Source organism: Pseudocitrobacter sp. CD920760 (assembly GCF_057782505.1).
In genome coordinates this window covers 2845028-2862592 of record NZ_CM173490.1, presented here as the reverse complement: position 1 = coordinate 2862592, position 17565 = coordinate 2845028, and the positions used below count along the sequence as shown (strand labels likewise).

15 protein-coding genes are annotated in these 17565 nt (G+C 53.4%); 8 read left to right on the top strand and 7 right to left on the bottom strand.

The window, feature by feature from the left end:
- Positions 1–161 precede the first annotated feature (161 nt).
- Positions 162–1808, top strand: coding sequence for a class I fumarate hydratase FumA (gene fumA / locus AC1MKH_RS13360; RefSeq protein ID WP_276220081.1), 1647 nt, complete (start codon positions 162–164; stop codon positions 1806–1808).
- A 117-nt stretch (positions 1809–1925) separates the two neighbouring features.
- Positions 1926–3329 carry a class II fumarate hydratase gene (gene fumC, locus AC1MKH_RS13355; protein ID WP_276220082.1) on the top strand — a complete coding sequence of 468 codons (1404 nt, stop codon included), beginning with the start codon at positions 1926–1928 and terminating at the stop codon, positions 3327–3329.
- On the opposite strand, the gene tus is transcribed toward fumC, so the two are convergent.
- The 3 genes from tus to rstA all read right to left on the bottom strand — a co-directional run bounded on the left by tus (position 3326) and on the right by rstA (position 6355).
- On the bottom strand, positions 3326–4258 hold the full coding sequence (gene tus, locus AC1MKH_RS13350) for a DNA replication terminus site-binding protein (protein WP_276220083.1): 933 nt from the start codon (positions 4256–4258) through the stop codon (positions 3326–3328). The genes fumC and tus overlap by 4 nt on opposite strands.
- Positions 4259–4331: 73 nt before the next feature.
- A complete protein-coding gene (gene rstB / locus AC1MKH_RS13345) occupies positions 4332–5633 on the bottom strand; it encodes a two-component system sensor histidine kinase RstB (RefSeq protein WP_276220084.1) in 1302 nt (433 codons plus the stop codon).
- A 2-nt stretch (positions 5634–5635) separates the two neighbouring features.
- Positions 5636–6355 (bottom strand): two-component system response regulator RstA, encoded by a 720-nt coding sequence (gene rstA, locus AC1MKH_RS13340; protein WP_276220085.1) that lies wholly within the window; start codon positions 6353–6355, stop codon positions 5636–5638.
- A 122-nt stretch (positions 6356–6477) separates the two neighbouring features.
- On the opposite strand from rstA, the gene AC1MKH_RS13335 reads away from it, so the two are divergent.
- Positions 6478–6813, top strand: coding sequence for a GlpM family protein (locus AC1MKH_RS13335; protein ID WP_015964298.1), 336 nt, complete (start codon positions 6478–6480; stop codon positions 6811–6813).
- On the opposite strand, the gene folM is transcribed toward AC1MKH_RS13335, so the two are convergent.
- From folM to ydgH, 3 genes are all read right to left on the bottom strand, one after another.
- A complete protein-coding gene (gene folM, locus AC1MKH_RS13330; protein ID WP_276220086.1) occupies positions 6810–7532 on the bottom strand; it encodes a dihydromonapterin reductase in 723 nt (240 codons plus the stop codon). The genes AC1MKH_RS13335 and folM overlap by 4 nt on opposite strands.
- Positions 7533–7569: 37 nt before the next feature.
- Positions 7570–8952: an amino acid permease gene (locus AC1MKH_RS13325; protein WP_276220087.1), complete on the bottom strand. Its 1383-nt coding sequence runs from the start codon at positions 8950–8952 to the stop codon at positions 7570–7572.
- A gap of 172 nt (positions 8953–9124) precedes the next feature.
- Positions 9125–10075: a DUF1471 family protein YdgH gene (ydgH, locus tag AC1MKH_RS13320; RefSeq protein ID WP_276220088.1), complete on the bottom strand. Its 951-nt coding sequence runs from the start codon at positions 10073–10075 to the stop codon at positions 9125–9127.
- A 521-nt stretch (positions 10076–10596) separates the two neighbouring features.
- Between ydgH and pntA the strand changes: the two genes are divergently transcribed.
- The 3 genes from pntA to AC1MKH_RS13305 all read left to right on the top strand — a co-directional run bounded on the left by pntA (position 10597) and on the right by AC1MKH_RS13305 (position 13839).
- Positions 10597–12126: a Re/Si-specific NAD(P)(+) transhydrogenase subunit alpha gene (pntA, locus tag AC1MKH_RS13315; RefSeq protein WP_276220089.1), complete on the top strand. Its 1530-nt coding sequence runs from the start codon at positions 10597–10599 to the stop codon at positions 12124–12126.
- 10 nt (positions 12127–12136) lie between these two features.
- Positions 12137–13525: a Re/Si-specific NAD(P)(+) transhydrogenase subunit beta gene (gene pntB / locus AC1MKH_RS13310; protein WP_276220090.1), complete on the top strand. Its 1389-nt coding sequence runs from the start codon at positions 12137–12139 to the stop codon at positions 13523–13525.
- 125 nt (positions 13526–13650) lie between these two features.
- Complete coding sequence (locus AC1MKH_RS13305; protein ID WP_015964304.1) at positions 13651–13839, top strand: YdiH family protein; 189 nt, start codon at positions 13651–13653, stop codon at positions 13837–13839.
- Between the two features lie 70 nt (positions 13840–13909).
- On the opposite strand, the gene uspE is transcribed toward AC1MKH_RS13305, so the two are convergent.
- Entirely contained in the window at positions 13910–14860 is a 951-nt protein-coding gene (gene uspE, locus AC1MKH_RS13300; protein ID WP_276220091.1) for a universal stress protein UspE, read from the bottom strand.
- Positions 14861–15437: 577 nt separating this feature from the next.
- Here uspE and AC1MKH_RS13295 point away from each other — a divergent pair.
- Together AC1MKH_RS13295 and AC1MKH_RS13290 are read left to right on the top strand one after the other, a co-directional pair.
- The gene (locus AC1MKH_RS13295; protein WP_276220092.1) at positions 15438–16541 is read left to right on the top strand and encodes a cobalamin-independent methionine synthase II family protein; all 1104 of its coding nucleotides are present in this window, start codon (positions 15438–15440) and stop codon (positions 16539–16541) included.
- Positions 16542–16693: 152 nt separating this feature from the next.
- A complete protein-coding gene (locus AC1MKH_RS13290) occupies positions 16694–17530 on the top strand; it encodes an alpha/beta fold hydrolase (protein WP_276220093.1) in 837 nt (278 codons plus the stop codon).
- Positions 17531–17565: the final 35 nt, after the last annotated feature.

The following is a 17565-nucleotide window of genomic DNA, read 5'->3' as shown; positions in this document are numbered from 1 at the left end:
CGGAAAAATAAAAAGTCGTACTAGTCTCAGTTTTTGTTAAAAAATTGTGTACGATAGGGTGACTCGCTTTTGAGCCGGGCAAATGGATATGTGCTCTGCATGTTTGCCCTACATTCCCAAACGGGTAGAAAACATCACCTGAAGCAGTAAGTGAGAATACAATGTCGAACAAACCTTTTTACTATCAGGATCCTTTTCCACTGAAAAAGGATGAAACCGAGTATTACCTCCTCAGTTCCGATTACGTCAGCGTGGACGAGTTTGCCGGCCAGGAAGTGCTGAAAGTTGACCCGCAAGCCCTGACACTCCTCGCTAAACACGCATTCCACGATGCCTCTTTTATGCTCCGTCCTGCGCACCAACAGCAGGTTGCCGATATCCTCAGCGACCCGGAAGCCAGCGAAAACGATAAGTACGTTGCGCTTCAGTTCCTGCGTAACTCTGATATCGCCGCTAAAGGCATTCTGCCAACCTGCCAGGACACCGGCACGGCGATTATTGTCGGTAAAAAAGGCCAGCGCGTGTGGACCGGCGGCGGTGATGAAGCGGCGCTGTCGCGCGGGGTGTATGACACCTTTATTGAAGATAACCTGCGCTACTCGCAAAACGCCCCGCTGGACATGTACAAAGAGGTGAACACGGGCACTAACCTGCCGGCGCAGATTGACCTCTACAGCGTCGATGGCGACGAATACAAATTCCTGTGCGTGGCGAAGGGCGGCGGTTCTGCTAACAAAACCTATCTTTATCAGGAAACCAAAGCGCTGATTACCCCGGCGAAACTGAAAAATTATCTGGTTGAGAAGATGCGCACCCTGGGTACTGCGGCCTGTCCGCCGTATCACATCGCGTTCGTAATTGGCGGTACTTCTGCCGAAACGACGCTGAAAACCGTGAAAATGGCCTCGACCAAATATTACGATGGTCTGCCGACGGAAGGGAACGAGCACGGCCAGGCGTTCCGCGATATCGAACTCGAAAAAGAGTTGCTGATTGAAGCGCAAAACCTCGGCCTGGGCGCGCAGTTCGGTGGCAAATACTTTGCTCACGACATCCGCGTGATCCGTCTGCCGCGCCACGGCGCATCCTGCCCGGTGGGCATGGGCGTTTCCTGCTCGGCAGACCGTAACATCAAGGCCAAAATTAACCGCGACGGGATCTGGATTGAAAAACTGGAGAGCAACCCAGGGAAATATATTCCGGAATCGCTGCGTAAAGTGGGAGAGGGCGAAGCGGTAAAAGTTGACCTGAACCGCCCGATGAGCGAAATCCTCAAGCAGCTGTCGCAATATCCGGTTTCCACGCGTTTGTCGCTTTCCGGCACCATTATCGTAGGGCGCGATATCGCGCACGCGAAACTGAAAGAGCGCATGGACAGCGGTGAAGGCCTGCCGCAGTACATTAAAGATCACCCGATTTACTACGCAGGCCCGGCCAAAACGCCGGAAGGTTATGCCTCGGGTTCGCTTGGCCCGACCACCGCAGGGCGTATGGATTCCTACGTTGATCAGCTCCAGTCGCACGGCGGCAGCATGATCATGTTGGCGAAAGGTAACCGGAGCCAGCAGGTCACGGACGCGTGCCACAAGCACGGCGGTTTCTACCTGGGCAGCATCGGCGGCCCGGCGGCGGTGCTTGCGCAAAGCAGCATCAAGAGCCTGGAGTGTGTGGAATATCCTGAACTCGGGATGGAAGCCATCTGGAAAATTGAAGTTGAAGACTTCCCGGCGTTCATTCTCGTCGATGACAAGGGAAATGACTTCTTCCAGCAGATTCAGGCCTCACAATGCACCCGTTGCGTGAAATGAGTTAGCCGCCCTACGGGGCGGTTTTTTTATGCTTAAAGGCGTAAAACCTTCCATAATTAATAATGGTTTGCATGAGCAATGTCACTTCATAATCACTTTGTAATCAAGGAGAAAGTAATGACAACGACACGCCGCGAGAACGATTCAATGGGTCCCATTGATGTGCCTGCCGATAAGCTCTGGGGCGCACAAACCCAACGATCGCTGGAGCATTTTCGCATCTCTACAGAGAAAATGCCGGTCTCGCTGATCTACGCTCTGGCGCTCACCAAGCGTGCGGCAGCGAAGGTAAACCAGGATTTAGGCCTGCTGGCGGCGGATAAAGCAGACGCCATTATCCGTGCGGCGGATGAAGTGCTGGCGGATAAACATGCCGATGAGTTCCCGCTGGCTATCTGGCAAACCGGTTCTGGTACGCAGACCAACATGAATATGAATGAGGTACTGGCCAACCGTGCGAGCGAACTGTTGGGCGGCGTGCGCGGTATGGAGCGCAAGGTTCACCCCAACGACGATGTAAATAAAAGCCAGAGCTCAAACGACGTATTCCCGACGGCAATGCATGTCGCGGCGCTGATTGGCCTGCGCGAACAGCTGATCCCGCAGCTGAACGTGCTGAAAGAGACGCTGAAGCAGAAATCGTATGCCTTCCAGGATATCGTCAAAATTGGCCGCACCCATTTACAGGACGCCACGCCGTTGACGCTGGGGCAAGAGTTCTCAGGCTGGGTGGCGATGCTGGAACACAACCTGAAGCATATTGAACTCAGCCTGCCGCACGTCGGCGAGCTGGCGCTGGGCGGAACGGCGGTGGGTACCGGGCTGAATACGCATCCCGAATATGCGGTACGCGTGGCGAAAGAACTGGCGGAGTTTACCCATCAGCCGTTTATCACTGCGCCCAATAAATTCGAAGCGCTCGCCACCTGTGATGCACTGGTTCACGCCCACGGCGCGTTAAAAGGCTTAGCGGCATCGCTGATGAAAATCGCCAATGATGTGCGCTGGCTGGCGTCTGGCCCGCGCTGCGGTATCGGTGAAATCGCTATTCCGGAGAATGAGCCTGGTTCTTCCATCATGCCGGGTAAAGTCAACCCGACTCAGTGTGAAGCGATGACTATGCTGTGCTGTCAGGTGATGGGCAACGATGTCGCCATCAACATGGGCGGGGCATCGGGCAACTTTGAACTGAACGTCTATCGTCCGATGATCATTCATAATTTCCTGCAATCCATTCGCCTGCTGGCGGACGGCATGGAAAGCTTTAACGAGCACTGTGCGGTGGGCATTGAACCGAATCGCGAGCGTATTAATCAGTTGCTCAATGAATCACTGATGCTGGTCACCGCGCTTAATACGCATATTGGCTATGACAAGGCTGCCGAAATTGCCAAGAAAGCGCATAAAGAGGGGCTAACGTTGAAAGCCTCCGCGCTGTCTCTGGGTTACCTCACCGAAACTGAGTTTGATAGCTGGGTTCGCCCGGAAGCCATGGTCGGCAGCATGCCTGCGAAAAGTTAATCGGTCGCCAGCCATAGGTGCAGTCGTGGAATAATCAATTGTAGCGGCTGCGCCTGCGGTTTATGGCGATACTGAACGTTATCTGCATCGTAATTCAGCAACTCGCCTAAATCGGGCACGCTGACGGCACCTTGCCCGGAAACCAGCGCAATCAGCGGTGCAGGGCAGGCATACTGAACCTGTTTTTGTTCTCCCGCGTACCACACGCGGGCTATCGGTTGTACCTTCACTGGCCGTTTAATTTTGAGCCTTGCCTTTTGCGGCAGCGACGCCACGTCCTGATACTCCCGCTCCAGCTTCGCCTGCCACTGTTCGCGCGTCCACGGCGGGACGGCGCGCGGCGATTGCAGGCTTTTTTCCAGCTGCGCCAGCACCTCATCGCGGGTTAAATTCTTAATGATATGTTTATTTGCCCAGCCGAATCGAATGGTGCTGGGGTCATCAAGCAATGTCAGCGTGCGATAGGCATTGAGGGTGATAAGCCCCGGAAGATGACGATGCACCCAATCGAAGCGGGCAACAGAAGGGAGCCCGGAATCAACGGTTATGATCTTCTCAAACGCTGCCTTCAGAGTATTCACGCGCAAAATTCGCTCGCGCAGCGCCTCGTGTTGTGACGTTGTCACGTGAAGGCAAATGGCGCCGGGCAGGCGCACGGCGGCTTTACTGCTGCGGTTTTCCGACTGCTGCTGAATAAACAGATGCCCGAAATGCGATAGCGCCATGGCCAGCGCAGTTTTACCAATATGCTGCACGACCTGGATTTCTGACAGCGGGGCGTGCTCGTTCTGTTTACGCACCTCCGGCAGTTCAAAAATGCGGGCGGCCAGCATACGGCATTCGGCGAGTTGTTCACGCACGGCGAGCAACTCACGCTCAAGCTGACGAAATGTACCGGTTAAACGTTCAACGAGGTCATAGCTGGCCATTTTTCACCTTAGTTACAACATACTTTTTAATTATTGCACTATAGCCCGGCATCGGGCTCCGTGCAAATCGGCGTCAGGCAGCGGGGGGAAAGGTGATGTGGTGATATACGGGCCAGTGAAGGCTGAAGTTTGCGCCGCCCAGTTCGCTATCGTCGCAACGGACTTCACCGCCCATCGCCACCGCAATGGAGTGCACGATTGCCAGACCTAGCCCACATCCACCGGTGGCACGATCGCGGCTGGGATCAAGGCGGACAAACGGCTCGAAAACCCGTTGCCTTTCGGACGGCGCGATGCCGGGGCCATCATCCTCGACGCGTAAACAGGCGCGGCTGCCGTCAAGCGTCAGGCTAATTTGAATCTGCTTTTGGCTATAGCGCAGGGCATTGTTGATCAGATTATCCAGCACGCGCTCCATCAGACGCATATCCAGCGCGCCATAGTCGCCGGGCATTAGCTGCTTCAGCGAAAGCGTACGCTCGGGCGTGACGGCCTGAACATCTTCAACATGCGATGCAATCCAGACGGCCAGGTTAGGCGTAGTGAGAGACAACTCGGTTTGTGGGCGGTCGAGGCGGGCGTAAGTCAGCAGTTCCTCAATCAGCGCTTCCAGTTGACCAATATCGCGATTCAGCGCCTGGGATTCCGCCGTGCTCAGGTTTTCGCTCATCTCCAGGCGATAACGCAGCCGCACCAGCGGCGTACGCAGTTCATGGGCGATCCCGTCGATAAGCTGTTTCTTACTGGCAATCAGCGCGTTGATGTTATCGGCCATCTGGTTAAAGGCCACGCCTAAACGCTCGAAGCTCGACATACTGTCAAAATGAATGCGTTCGCCAAGATGGCCCTCGCCAAAACGTTGCGCGGCGCTCTCGAGGCGCAGCATATCCTGCCAGTGCGGGCGCATCCAGATAAATACAGGGAAGGCCAGTGAGATGGCGATAAACGCCATCAGCGCCACATCGAACAGGCGCATCTCATGCAAAAAATAGAGATAGGGCACCGGGCCGACCGCCAGCACATAATGGCTGCGCGGAATACGTTGAATGAAGGTGTACTGATCGTCGAGCGCAACGATATCGCCTTCACGCAGGTGTTTCATCGACACTTCAGCGAGGTGGAATTTATTCAGTGGCTCAATGCGCAAATCAAAGGAGAGGTTAAGATCCAGCTCTTTTAACGTTTTGCTCCAGTCACGCGGCGGGATTTCGCGCAGTTCGCTACGCATCAGATAAAGCGAGCTTTTCATCAAATCGTCCAGCGACTGTCGGCCAGCACGTTCCGCAGTGAATTTATAAACCAGCCCAACCAGCATGGTCATCACCAGAAAGCAGACAAACAGTAGCAGGTAAAACTGCACGAACAGTTTTTTCACGATCAGTTTTCCCAGGCATGTGGTGCAAACAAATAGCCTTTATTGCGGACCGTTTTAATCCGATAAGGCTCTGTCGCGCTATCCAGCAACTTTTTACGCAGCCGTGAAATCGCCACGTCAACGCTGCGGTCCATGCCATCGTAGCTGACGCCGCGCAGATTTTTCAGCAGCGCGTCGCGGTCCATAATTTGCCCCGCATGGGTCGCAAGCTCCCACAGCAGGTCAAAATCGGCGGTAGAAAGGGCAATGGATTCGCCGCTCAGTTCGACCTGCCGGTTAACCGGGTCGATGAACAGCGTGCCGAAGCGAATCCCTTTATGCGCCGTCATGGCAGGCTGTGGGGCAATTCCAGCGGAGGAAGGCGCATGCTGGCGCAGATGCAGACGTACGCGGGCAAGTAGCACGGCGGGCGGGGTGGTTTTCAGGATGTAATCGCTGGCGCCCATTTCAAGCGCCAGAATGTGGTTCATATCGCTGTCGAGCGAGGTGAGCAAAACGATGGGGCCCAGAAACTGACCGCGCAGGTCGCGGCACAGGGTCATGCCATCTTTACCGGGTAGCATGATATCCAGCAGAACGAGATCGGGTTGCTCTCGGGCAATGGCCGCTTCGGCAGTATCGCCGCGCGGTTCGACCACAACATCCATATCGTGCTTTGCCAGATACGCGGCGATCAGTGCGCCAACGTCTGGATCATCCTCTACGAAAACGATCTTGTTCATGTGCTCAGATGTGCTCAAAAGAATTAACATACACCCGCTGTGCGTAGCCTTCCATTAATCATTCATAAACAACATAAATTCAGCTATGCTGCGAACACATCTTGTTGGTTGGCTGAAGAAAAATGGCACTGCTGATTAAGGCGCTATTGGGTGCGCTGGTGGTCTTGCTGATAGGGATTTTGGCAAAAACAAAAAATTACTACATTGCCGGGTTAATCCCGCTGTTTCCGACCTTTGCGATGATCGCACACTACATTGTCGCCACCGAGCGCGGTACGGAAGCGCTGCGTGCCACCATCGTTTTCGGCATGTGGTCAATCATTCCTTATTTTATCTATCTGCTCTCTCTCTGGTACTTCACCGGCTTTCTGCGATTGCCTCTGGCGCTGGCCGGGGCGGTGGCGTGCTGGAGCCTGAGCGCCTGGCTATTAATTCTGGTCTGGAGCCGCTTCCATTAAGCGAGCGGTCGTCCGCCGTCGACGGCAAAGGTGCGTCCGGTCACGTAGCAACTGGTGAGCAGATAATCGACCAGATCGATAATCTCTTTCTCGCCGGGGGCAATTTTCATCAGTGATTTATTCAGGGCCTGCTGGCGGTAAGCTGCGTCGTCAGTTTCATTGAACAGGATCAGCGACGGCGCGATGGCATTCACTTTGACTTCCGGCGCCAGTTTTTTAGCAAACGAACGGGTCATATTGTCGAGCGCCGCTTTGCTGGCAGCGTAGGCGATATGTTTATCGCTGCCGCGTTCCACCACGTAATCGGTAAAGTGAATAATATCGCTGGCAGCATGCCCATGGCCGCGCAGCAGGTTTTCCAGCGCATGGTTCAGCAGGTAAGGGGCATTGACGTGCACCTGCATCATGGCGTGCATAACGTCGCTTAGCGGCTGACGTGGGCTTTCCGGTACCCATGCGCTGGCGTTATGAATCACCGCGCGCAGGCCGCTACAGCGTTTTTTTACCTCTTCAGCAAAAGCGATAATGCCGCCATCGGTCGAAAAATCAGCCTGAATACACTGCGCGCCGGCTTTCTCCAGCACATCAATGGCTGGAAGGTGGGTTCGGTAGCTGACAATCACCGGTTGCTGCTGATTGAGCAAGTGGTGGGCCAGCGCCAGGCCAATGCGACGGCCAGCGCCGGTAATGAGGATTGGGCGCGAAAGCGTCTCTCCCATCGTCGTCTCCTTATTGTTTAACGATGGGGTACGTCGTTTACCCCACCAACAGCCACGTTGCCGGGACAGCGGCAACCAGTAATAAACCAATCAATGCCAGTTCGCGACGCTTCAACAGTACATTATCGACATGGGTACGGCGCGCGTAGATAAACACCAGCAGCCCCGGCGCGTAGAGCACAACGGATAACAGCAGATGCATTGGCCCGGAAGCATACAGTAACCATAAGCCATAAATGCACGCACCGATACCCACGGCTTTATGCAGCGGTCGGGTGGCAATTTTCAACAGAAATGCGCCTACGAGGAAATAGGGTACCAGAATCATCTCGGAGGCGATGGTCAGCAGTGTATTGTAATCAGAGCCTGTCAGCCAGATCAGCACCAGGCTGACCTGCACGCTGATGTTGGTCAGCCAAAGCGATGCCGACGGCGCATTGTTGGCGTTCTGGCGGGCAAATACGCGCGGGAAGGCTTTGTGCGTTGCGGCCAGCAGCGGCACTTCCGCCGCCATAATCGTCCAGCTCAGGTAAGCGCCGCAAACGGAAACAATCAGCCCGGCGGCAATGACGATTTCGCCCCATGAGCCCATCATTTTTACCATCAATCCCGCCATCGATGGGTTACGCATCTCGGCCAGTTCCGGGCGCGCAACCACGCCCAGCGATAGCAGCGTTACCAGCAGATAAACCCCGAGAGCGGAAAGCACCGCCAGCAGCGTAGCGCGACCCACATCCTTTTTGTTACGCGCGCGCGCAGAAACCACCACCGCGCCTTCCACGCCGATGAACACCCACAGGGTGATGAGCATGGTATTTTTCACCTGCTCCCACACCGGTACGCCCAGCTCCACGCCGGTAAAATCAAGGGTGAAAGTGTCCATTTTAAAGGCAATAGCGGCGAGAACGATAAATAGCCCGAGCGGTACCAGTTTTGCCAGCGTCGCGACAAGATTAATTCCCGCCGCCGTTTGTACGCCGCGCAATACCAGAAAGTGAACGATCCACAGCAGAACCGAGGCGCCAACGATCGATTGCCAGGTATTGCCGTCGCCAAACAGGCGAAGTTCAGGGGTATCAGTAAAGAAACTCAGCGCGGAGAAGACGATAACCAGATAGGAGACGTTAGCGATGACCGCACACAGCCAGTAACCCCATGCAGAGCAAAAACCAATCAGTTCACCGAAGCCTTCACGGGCGTAGGTAAAAATGCCGCCGTCCAGATCAGGGCGAATACGGGTCAGGATTAACATCGCAATCGCCAGAAACAGGATCCCAACGCCGGTAATGGCCCAGCCAATAAGCAGCGCAGCCGGACTGGCGACGCCTGCCATATTCTGCGGAAGGCTGAAAACACCCGCGCCAAGCATTGAGCTTAAAACGAGAGCGGTCAGGGCGCTAAGGCCGAGTTTCTTTTCCATGAGGATCCTGTTGTAAACGACATCAAACCAGAATATTTATTTGGCGAAATCGCATAAACATGGAAGATTGCGCCAGGCGCGGGATTTTACGGAGTGTGGGGAGTGCATGCAATGAGTTCAGACGTAAAAGCGTAAAAAAGGCGGCAAGCGCCGCCTTTCTGCACAACCGGGATTACTTGTAGAGGTCGGCGCTGATGGTGACGTTACCACCACGTTCCTGCCACTGGCGCGTAATATGGTAGTACTTCGCGCCTTTTTTGGCTGCGCGTTTGGCAACCTGGTAGGAGACTTCAGACATATTGCCGTAGTTGCCGGTAAACTTCACGCTATCGAACGGAATCATCTGCGCGGCAGTGATTTTGTTCAGCTCTTCCACTTTAGTGCCATCCGGCAGCGTGACAGTGTAACGTCCGCCTTTAGATGACTGGGTTTCGAAGAAGAGGCCTACGCCGGTACCTGCGCCCACGGAGGCAGAGGTTGCCACGCCTGGGATTTCCACAGTTTTGGCTTCTTCGCCACCTTTCGCCAGTTTCTCGCGGCCGGCTTCGGAATCAGCCGGGATGGCATCCGGGCTTTGCAGAACGCGTTTTTTCGCATCTTCTTTATAGATGAATGCGGTGATGCGTTGGTTGCCACCCTGGTTGGCATCAACCTGACGCACGATATAGAACGAATACGCACCTTTGGCTTTCGCCGCTTTGGTGATGGCGTCATTCACTTCCGGCTGGCTGCGATAGAAGCCCTGGATAGTGACGGTATCGTACGGTTCGAGGGCAACGGCCTGATCTTTCGGCAGTTCCATCACACCGTTAATGATGCGGTTTTTCGGGGCATCGGCTTTGGCAGCATCGTCTTTGTAGAGATCTGCCGTCACGCGCCAGTTACCGCCATTGCCGTAATCGGAGGTATCGACCACATAAAAAGAGGCAGCGCCTTCTTTATCTGCTTTACGGGAAACTGCCTGTACGGCATCGCCAATGGCATTAAAGCGGCCGGTAACCACGACGCGGTCGTAAGGTTTCAGTGCGGCTGCTTGCTCCGGCGTCAATTCTGTCGCTGCGTGAGCGGACACAGCCGCGGCAGACAACAGAGCGGACACGAGGAGAGTGTTCTTAAGCTTCATAAAAATAATCCTTCGCCTTGCGCAAACCAGGTACTGGTGTTGTTGTTGACTGAAAACCCGATGATTATTGCATTTAATTCGACTCACTGTCTGCGTGATTTTTCACATCAGATGCGAAGCGGATAACTGTTTTGCATAACTTTTCGCGATATGTTGAAAAAACAGGCGGTTGACCGGAAAAGCGGGTCATCGATATCACTTTTTCAAGTTAATATATTGTTAAATCGCTTCATCACTGTGGCGAAAAATTATGTTTTGCCGCTTCGCTTAAGCGAATTATCAGGCCTGGCTATCAATTTCAGGTCAATATCCCTGACCTGCTTATGCAAAGTAATTTTTCCTGCATAAAATCAAAAATAGTGTTTTCAGGTTGTAGATCACAACGGGTATTTTCAGTAGGTTATAGAAAGTTTGTTACTGTTTTATTTTTGGGTTGGTGAACCACTGTGCGTTTAATGTGCCAGCGGTTCTGGCCTGGTATGACGGCAAACCATCATTAAAAACCGATGGAAGGGAAAACTATGCGTATTGGTGTACCAAAAGAGAGGTGGCCCCAGGAGACGCGAGTGGCGGCAACACCGAAAACGGTGGAACAACTGCTAAAACTTGGCTTCAGCGTGGCGGTAGAAAGCGGCGCGGGTAAACTGGCGAGTTTTGAGGACGATGCGTTTACTCAGGCGGGCGCGGAAATTGTCGACGGTGATAACGTCTGGCATGCCGACGTTATTCTGAAAGTCAACGCGCCGCTGGAAGAAGAAATTGCGCTGCTCAATCCAGGCACGACGCTGATTAGCTTTATCTGGCCGGCACAGAATCCGGAATTAATGGAAAAACTGGCCGCGCGCAGTATTAACGTGATGGCGATGGACTCCGTGCCGCGTATTTCGCGCGCGCAGTCGCTGGATGCCCTGAGCTCGATGGCTAATATCGCTGGTTATCGCGCGATTGTCGAAGCCGCCCACGAATTCGGTCGTTTCTTCACCGGGCAAATCACCGCCGCAGGTAAAGTACCGCCTGCAAAAGTAATGGTGATTGGTGCAGGCGTCGCGGGTCTGGCGGCGATTGGCGCAGCCAACAGCCTTGGCGCGATTGTGCGCGCCTTCGATACTCGCCCTGAAGTGAAAGAACAGGTGCAAAGTATGGGCGCGGAGTTCCTGGAACTCGACTTCAAAGAAGAAGCGGGCAGTGGGGACGGCTACGCCAAAGTGATGTCGGAAGCTTTTATCAAAGCGGAAATGGCGCTCTTCGCCGCACAGGCGAAAGAAGTCGATATTATTGTCACCACCGCATTGATTCCAGGCAAACCGGCACCGAAGCTCATCACCCGTGAAATGGTTGACTCCATGACGCCGGGTAGCGTGATCGTTGACCTGGCGGCGCAAAATGGCGGTAACTGTGAATATACGGTCGCCAATGAAGTGATCACCACTGCCGGTGGTGTGAAGGTGATTGGCTATACCGATCTGCCGGGCCGTCTGCCGACGCAATCGTCTCAGCTTTACGGTACTAATCTGCTGAACTTGTTGAAACTGCTGTGCAAAGAGAAAGATGGTTCTATTACCATCGATTTCGAAGACGTTGTCGTGCGCGGCGTTACGGTGGTACGCGAAGGTGAAGTCACCTGGCCTGCGCCGCCGATTACGGTTTCCGCTCAGCCTCAGGCCGCTGCGAAAACCGTTGAAGCGCCAAAAGAGCCGGAAAAACCCGTCTCCCCGTGGCGTAAATATGCCTTGATTGCACTGGCGATTATTTTGTTTGGCTGGCTGGCCAACGTCGCGCCGAAAGAGTTCCTCGGTCACTTTACCGTCTTTGCGCTCTCCTGCGTGGTGGGTTACTACGTGGTGTGGAACGTCTCGCATGCGCTGCATACACCACTGATGTCGGTGACTAACGCCATCTCGGGGATTATCGTCGTCGGTGCGTTGCTGCAAATTGGCGACGGTGGTTGGGTAAGCTTCCTGAGCTTTATCGCGGTGCTGATCGCCAGCATTAATATTTTTGGTGGATTCACCGTCACTCAGCGCATGCTGAAAATGTTCCGGAAGAACTAAGGGGTAACACATGTCTGGAGGATTAGTTACTGCTGCATACATTGTTGCCGCAATCCTGTTTATTTGCAGTCTTGCCGGGCTTTCAAAGCACGAGACATCCAAACAGGGGAATACGTTTGGTATCACGGGGATGGCGATTGCGCTGATTGCCACCATCTTCGGGCCGGATACCCATAATGTGGTGTGGATTATTATCGCGATGGCGATCGGCGGTGCGATTGGTATCCGTCTGGCGAAGAAAGTCGAAATGACCGAAATGCCAGAGCTGGTGGCGATTCTGCACAGCTTCGTAGGCCTGGCCGCGGTACTGGTGGGCTTTAACAGCTACCTGCATCACGATGCAGGTCAGGAACAGATTCTGGTGAACATTCACCTGACTGAAGTGTTCCTGGGTATCTTTATCGGCGCGGTAACCTTCACCGGTTCGGTGGTGGCCTACGGTAAACTGTGCGGCAAAATCTCGTCTAAACCGTTGATGCTTCCGAATCGCCATAAGCTGAATCTGGCGGCGCTGGTGGTTTCCTTCCTGCTGCTGGTGGTCTTCGTTCGCACGGATAGCGTCGGCCTGCAGGGGCTGGTGCTGGTTATCATGACCGCTATCGCGCTGGCTTTTGGCTGGCATCTGGTGGCGTCAATCGGCGGGGCGGATATGCCGGTTGTGGTGTCGATGCTGAACTCCTATTCCGGTTGGGCGGCAGCGGCGGCGGGCTTCATGCTCAGCAACGACCTGCTTATCGTTACCGGCGCGCTGGTCGGTTCTTCCGGTGCGATTCTGTCGTACATCATGTGTAAAGCGATGAACCGATCGTTCTTTAGCGTGATTGCAGGCGGCTTCGGCTCCGACGGTTCTTCTACCGGTGGCGACGAAGAAATGGGTGAATACCGCGAAATTAACGCGGAAGATACCGCTGACATGCTGAAGAATTCGCATTCAGTTATCATCACCCCGGGCTATGGCATGGCGGTGGCGCAGGCGCAATATCCGGTGGCGGAAATTACCGAAAAACTGCGTGCGCGCGGTATTAAGGTGCGTTTTGGTATTCACCCGGTTGCGGGGCGTTTGCCTGGTCACATGAACGTACTGCTGGCGGAAGCCAAAGTACCGTATGACATCGTGCTGGAAATGGACGAAATCAACGACGACTTCAGTGACACCGACACCGTGCTGGTCATCGGCGCTAACGATACCGTTAACCCGGCGGCGCAGGACGATCCGAAGAGTCCTATCGCGGGCATGCCGGTTCTGGAAGTGTGGAAGGCGCAGAATGTTATCGTCTTCAAACGCTCAATGAACACCGGTTATGCAGGCGTACAGAACCCGCTGTTCTTTAAAGAGAACACGCACATGCTGTTCGGTGATGCGAAAGCCAGCGTGGATGCGATTCTGAAATCTCTGTAAATATCATGTCTGATAAGCCGTCCCTTACGGGGGACGGTTTTTTTTTGCTCAGGATTGCTTTTGGTCAAAAAACAGACACTGCGATGTGATATACTTCACAGGTTCCTTCAAAAACAGAGGCTTCTATGGATACCGAATTGACCCCCGCACAGTTGGCTATTGAATTTCTTCGTCGTGACACCACTGTGCTTACGCCCGCGCAATACCTCAAAAAACTGAAACAGCTGGAATTAGAATTTGCCGACCTGATGGCGCTTTCTTCCCTCGAGCTGAAAGAAGAGATCGACCTTGCCTGGCGTTACGGTATTCATTAATGCAGCGTAACTGCAAAAAATAAACCCGCCGAGATGGCGGGTTTATTGTTTCAGACGACAACGTTATCTATTAATCGTCTTCGTCGTCATCCAGTTCGACAGGCGTTTCATAGTCGTTTGGCTTAATCGCCAGCAAATCACAGCGCAGGTGATCGATAACCTGTTCCGCCGTATTGCCAAGGAATGCCGCAGAAAGCCCTGTACGGCCAACTGTCCCCAGCACGACCACACCTGCGTCCAGATGTTCCGCGAGATCCGGAATCACTTCTTCAGGCAGCCCTTTTTCGACGTGGGTGAACTTCTCATCGATGCCATATTTTTGACGCAATGCTTTCATTGCCAGCAAGTGCTGACCGCGAATCGCATCGTTATATACGCTCGGATCAAAATCGGGCAGTTCAATGGCAATATTGATTGGCGTAACAGGGTAGGCGCCAATCAAATGTACTTCGGTATGATTCACCAGTTGCGCCAGTTCCAGCGTCTCTTTAACCAATCTGTCATTGAGCGCGTTGTGGTACGGCTCTTCGCTGGCGAGGTTGACCGCCACCAGCGCTTTACCGCCTTCAGGCCACGGCTGGTCTTTCACCATCCACACCGGGCACGGGCATTTACGCAGCAGGTGCCAGTCGGTTGGGGTAAAAATAACGGATTCGAGTTTGTCGTGCTGGTGTGCCATTTTCAGCAGTAAATCGTGACCGCCGCTAATGACTTCCTGAATGATGGCTTCGAAGGGACGGTTGTGCCAGACCACTTTGATATCAATCGGCACGCCTGCTTCAATATAGTATTTCGCCTGCTCGCGGATCCATGCGGCACGTTGGCTAATGACCCCCTGGCGCATCGCTGTTCTCTCATCGGGGGACAGCAGCGTCGTCATTTCATACGAAAAATCATAGATAGGCAAAAATGCCTTAATGGTGCCACCAATCCGTTGATGTAGATAAACGGCACGCCGCAATGCGGGCTGATCGTCCTGGTTAGGATCGATGGCTACCAGCATGTTTTGATACTTGGCCATACAGGGTCTCCTTACAACTGTAACCTCAGTTCGTCTTTAAAAGATAACTCATATGGAGTGAATGAAACAGGGGAGAACCTTCGCAAGATCAATAAATCAGGAAAATTTAATAAAGACGGGAGGATAAATCTGAAGGGAAATAATGCGGTGAGAAAAAACGCGCTCATCCTTGAGAAACAAAAAGGCCGCATCGCTGCGACCCTGATAGTTCCGCATTTACGCGTGCAGAAACGCTCTCATTACCCATGCGACCGCGATGCAGCCGAAGGTCCATTGCACAACAAAACTCATATTCACAACCAACTTTTTCTTTTATCGGCCCGTGCGGCCCAATGCTTATCTCTGCGTGTAACGCGCAGATACAGGCGGTTAAGGTACTGCTGACTGTGATCGAGATCCACTTTTTTGATGTGTTTTCGGAAACATAAACATGAATTTTCCTCATGTATGCTGAATTTTTCTCGTTTGCCAGTGAAAGCCGTCTGTGTGAAGGTGGACGTATAGCCATCCAGAAGTCTTAATTTATACTATTAATAATCACGTTCAGCAACGGTTAACTGAACGTACAGGAGATCACATGCAAAAACAACACGCTCCCTTCCGCGCCGATGTCGTGGGTAGTTTTTTACGTCCGGACACCATTAAGCTCGCTCGCCAGCAATTTGCACAGGGCGAGATCAGCGCGCAGCAGCTGCGACAGGTCGAAGATGAGGCGATTCGTCATGTGGTGGAACAACAATGCTCATGTGGTCTGCACATTGTCACCGACGGGGAATTCCGCCGCGCATGGTGGCACTTTGACTTCTTTGATGGCCTTCAGGGCGTAGAACGTTATGACTCTCTGCAGGGGATTCAGTTTAATGGCGTACAAACCAAAGCGCACGGGGTCCGCGTGGTGGGCAAACTCGGTTTTGGTGCACATCCGATGCTGGATGATTTCCGCTATCTGAAGAGCATCAGCGGCAGCGCGACGCCCAAAATGACGATTCCTAGCCCCAGCGTGCTGCATTTCCGCGGTGGTCGTAAGGATATTGATGCCACTGTCTATCCTCACCTCGAGGCTTATTTTGACGATCTGGCGACCACCTGGCGCGATGCGATTCAGGCGTTTTATGCCGCCGGTTGTCGTTATTTACAGCTTGATGACACAGTGTGGGCATATTTATGCTCAGATACGCAACGCCAGCAAATTCGTGAACGAGGCGAAGACCCGGACGAGCTCGCGCGTATTTATGCTCGCGTGATTAATAAAGCGCTGGAGAATAAACCGTCTGACCTGATAATTGGCCTGCATGTTTGTCGCGGTAATTTCCGTTCGACCTGGATTTCAGAAGGCGGCTATGAACCCGTTGCGAAAATCCTCTTTGGCAGCGTTAATGTTGATGCTTTTTACCTGGAATATGACAATGATCGCTCCGGGGATTTCGCACCGCTGCGTTTTGTTCGTCCTGGACACCAGCAGGTCGTGCTGGGGCTGGTGACTACCAAAAATGGTGAGCTGGAAAACCCGGAAGGGATCAAAGCTCGTCTGGAGGAAGCATCACAGTATGTGGCGAAAGATCAAATTTGCCTCAGCCCGCAGTGTGGTTTTGCTTCAACGGAAGAAGGAAATAGCCTGACGGAAGCTCAACAGTGGAACAAAGTTAAACTTATTACTGATATCGCCCAACAAGTCTGGTGAGCCTCTTCTGCGCTGCATTGCGTGATGCGGCGCAAGAAATTTCTCCCATCATCTATACTCCTTCTGACCACAATTCTTGGGTCAGAAACGCCTTCATTTCCTGAGCAGCCCGTTTCGTTAACAGCAATGAATCGACACAAGGGGTTAATTTTATGGCATTTGTAACGACTAAAGATGGCGTCAATATTTTCTTCAAAGACTGGGGCCCGAAAGAGGCACAACCGATTGTTTTCCATCACGGTTGGCCACTAAGCGCTGATGACTGGGACAACCAGATGCTGTTCTTCCTCGCAGAGGGATTCCGGGTTATCGCTATCGACCGTCGTGGGCATGGCCGTTCCGACCAGGTGAGTGAAGGGCACGACATGGATCACTACGCTGCTGATGCTTCAGCCGTCGTTGAACATCTCGATCTGCACAATGCTGTGCATGTCGGGCACTCAACCGGTGGTGGTCAGGTGGCGCGCTATGTGGCGCAATATGGCCAACCGCAGGGACGTGTAGCAAAAGCCGTTCTGGTCAGCGCGGTTCCGCCGTTAATGGTGAAAACAGCGGCTAATCCGGGCGGTACGCCTGTTGAAGTATTTGATGGCTTCCGTAAAGCACTCGCGGCTAATCGTGCTCAGTTTTATCTCGACGTCGCTTCTGGCCCATTCTACGGTTTTAACCGTGACGGCGCAGAAGTGTCTCAGGGGACTATCCAGAACTGGTGGCGTCAGGGAATGACCGGTAGCGCGAAGGCGCATTATGAAGGTATCAAAGCGTTTTCAGAAACCGATCAAACGGAAGATCTGAAAGCGATCACCGTACCGGTGCTGGTGCTACAGGGCGATGACGACCAGGTTGTGCCGTACAAAAACGCGGCTATTTTGCAGGACCAGCTGCTAAGCAACAGCACGCTGCGCATTTATCCAGGCTACCCGCACGGTATGCACACCACGCATGCGGACGTGATTAACGCGGATATTCTGAAGTTTATTCGCGGTTAATTGCCTGATCAGCTGAATAAAAAAAGGGAAGCGAA

Excerpts from the sequence above, each read along its gene's own strand:
- fumA (WP_276220081.1), top strand. The coding sequence starts at position 162 with ATGTCGAACAAACCTTTTTACTATCAGGATCCTTTTCCACTGAAAAAG.
- fumC (WP_276220082.1), top strand. The coding sequence starts at position 1,926 with ATGACAACGACACGCCGCGAGAACGATTCAATGGGTCCCATTGATGTG.
- tus (WP_276220083.1), bottom strand. The coding sequence starts at position 4,258 with ATGGCCAGCTATGACCTCGTTGAACGTTTAACCGGTACATTTCGTCAG.
- rstA (WP_276220085.1), bottom strand. The coding sequence starts at position 6,355 with ATGAACAAGATCGTTTTCGTAGAGGATGATCCAGACGTTGGCGCACTG.
- AC1MKH_RS13335 (WP_015964298.1), top strand. The coding sequence starts at position 6,478 with ATGGCACTGCTGATTAAGGCGCTATTGGGTGCGCTGGTGGTCTTGCTG.
- folM (WP_276220086.1), bottom strand. The coding sequence starts at position 7,532 with ATGGGAGAGACGCTTTCGCGCCCAATCCTCATTACCGGCGCTGGCCGT.
- AC1MKH_RS13325 (WP_276220087.1), bottom strand. The coding sequence starts at position 8,952 with ATGGAAAAGAAACTCGGCCTTAGCGCCCTGACCGCTCTCGTTTTAAGC.
- ydgH (WP_276220088.1), bottom strand. The coding sequence starts at position 10,075 with ATGAAGCTTAAGAACACTCTCCTCGTGTCCGCTCTGTTGTCTGCCGCG.
- pntA (WP_276220089.1), top strand. The coding sequence starts at position 10,597 with ATGCGTATTGGTGTACCAAAAGAGAGGTGGCCCCAGGAGACGCGAGTG.
- pntB (WP_276220090.1), top strand. The coding sequence starts at position 12,137 with ATGTCTGGAGGATTAGTTACTGCTGCATACATTGTTGCCGCAATCCTG.
- AC1MKH_RS13305 (WP_015964304.1), top strand. The coding sequence starts at position 13,651 with ATGGATACCGAATTGACCCCCGCACAGTTGGCTATTGAATTTCTTCGT.
- uspE (WP_276220091.1), bottom strand. The coding sequence starts at position 14,860 with ATGGCCAAGTATCAAAACATGCTGGTAGCCATCGATCCTAACCAGGAC.
- AC1MKH_RS13295 (WP_276220092.1), top strand. The coding sequence starts at position 15,438 with ATGCAAAAACAACACGCTCCCTTCCGCGCCGATGTCGTGGGTAGTTTT.
- AC1MKH_RS13290 (WP_276220093.1), top strand. The coding sequence starts at position 16,694 with ATGGCATTTGTAACGACTAAAGATGGCGTCAATATTTTCTTCAAAGAC.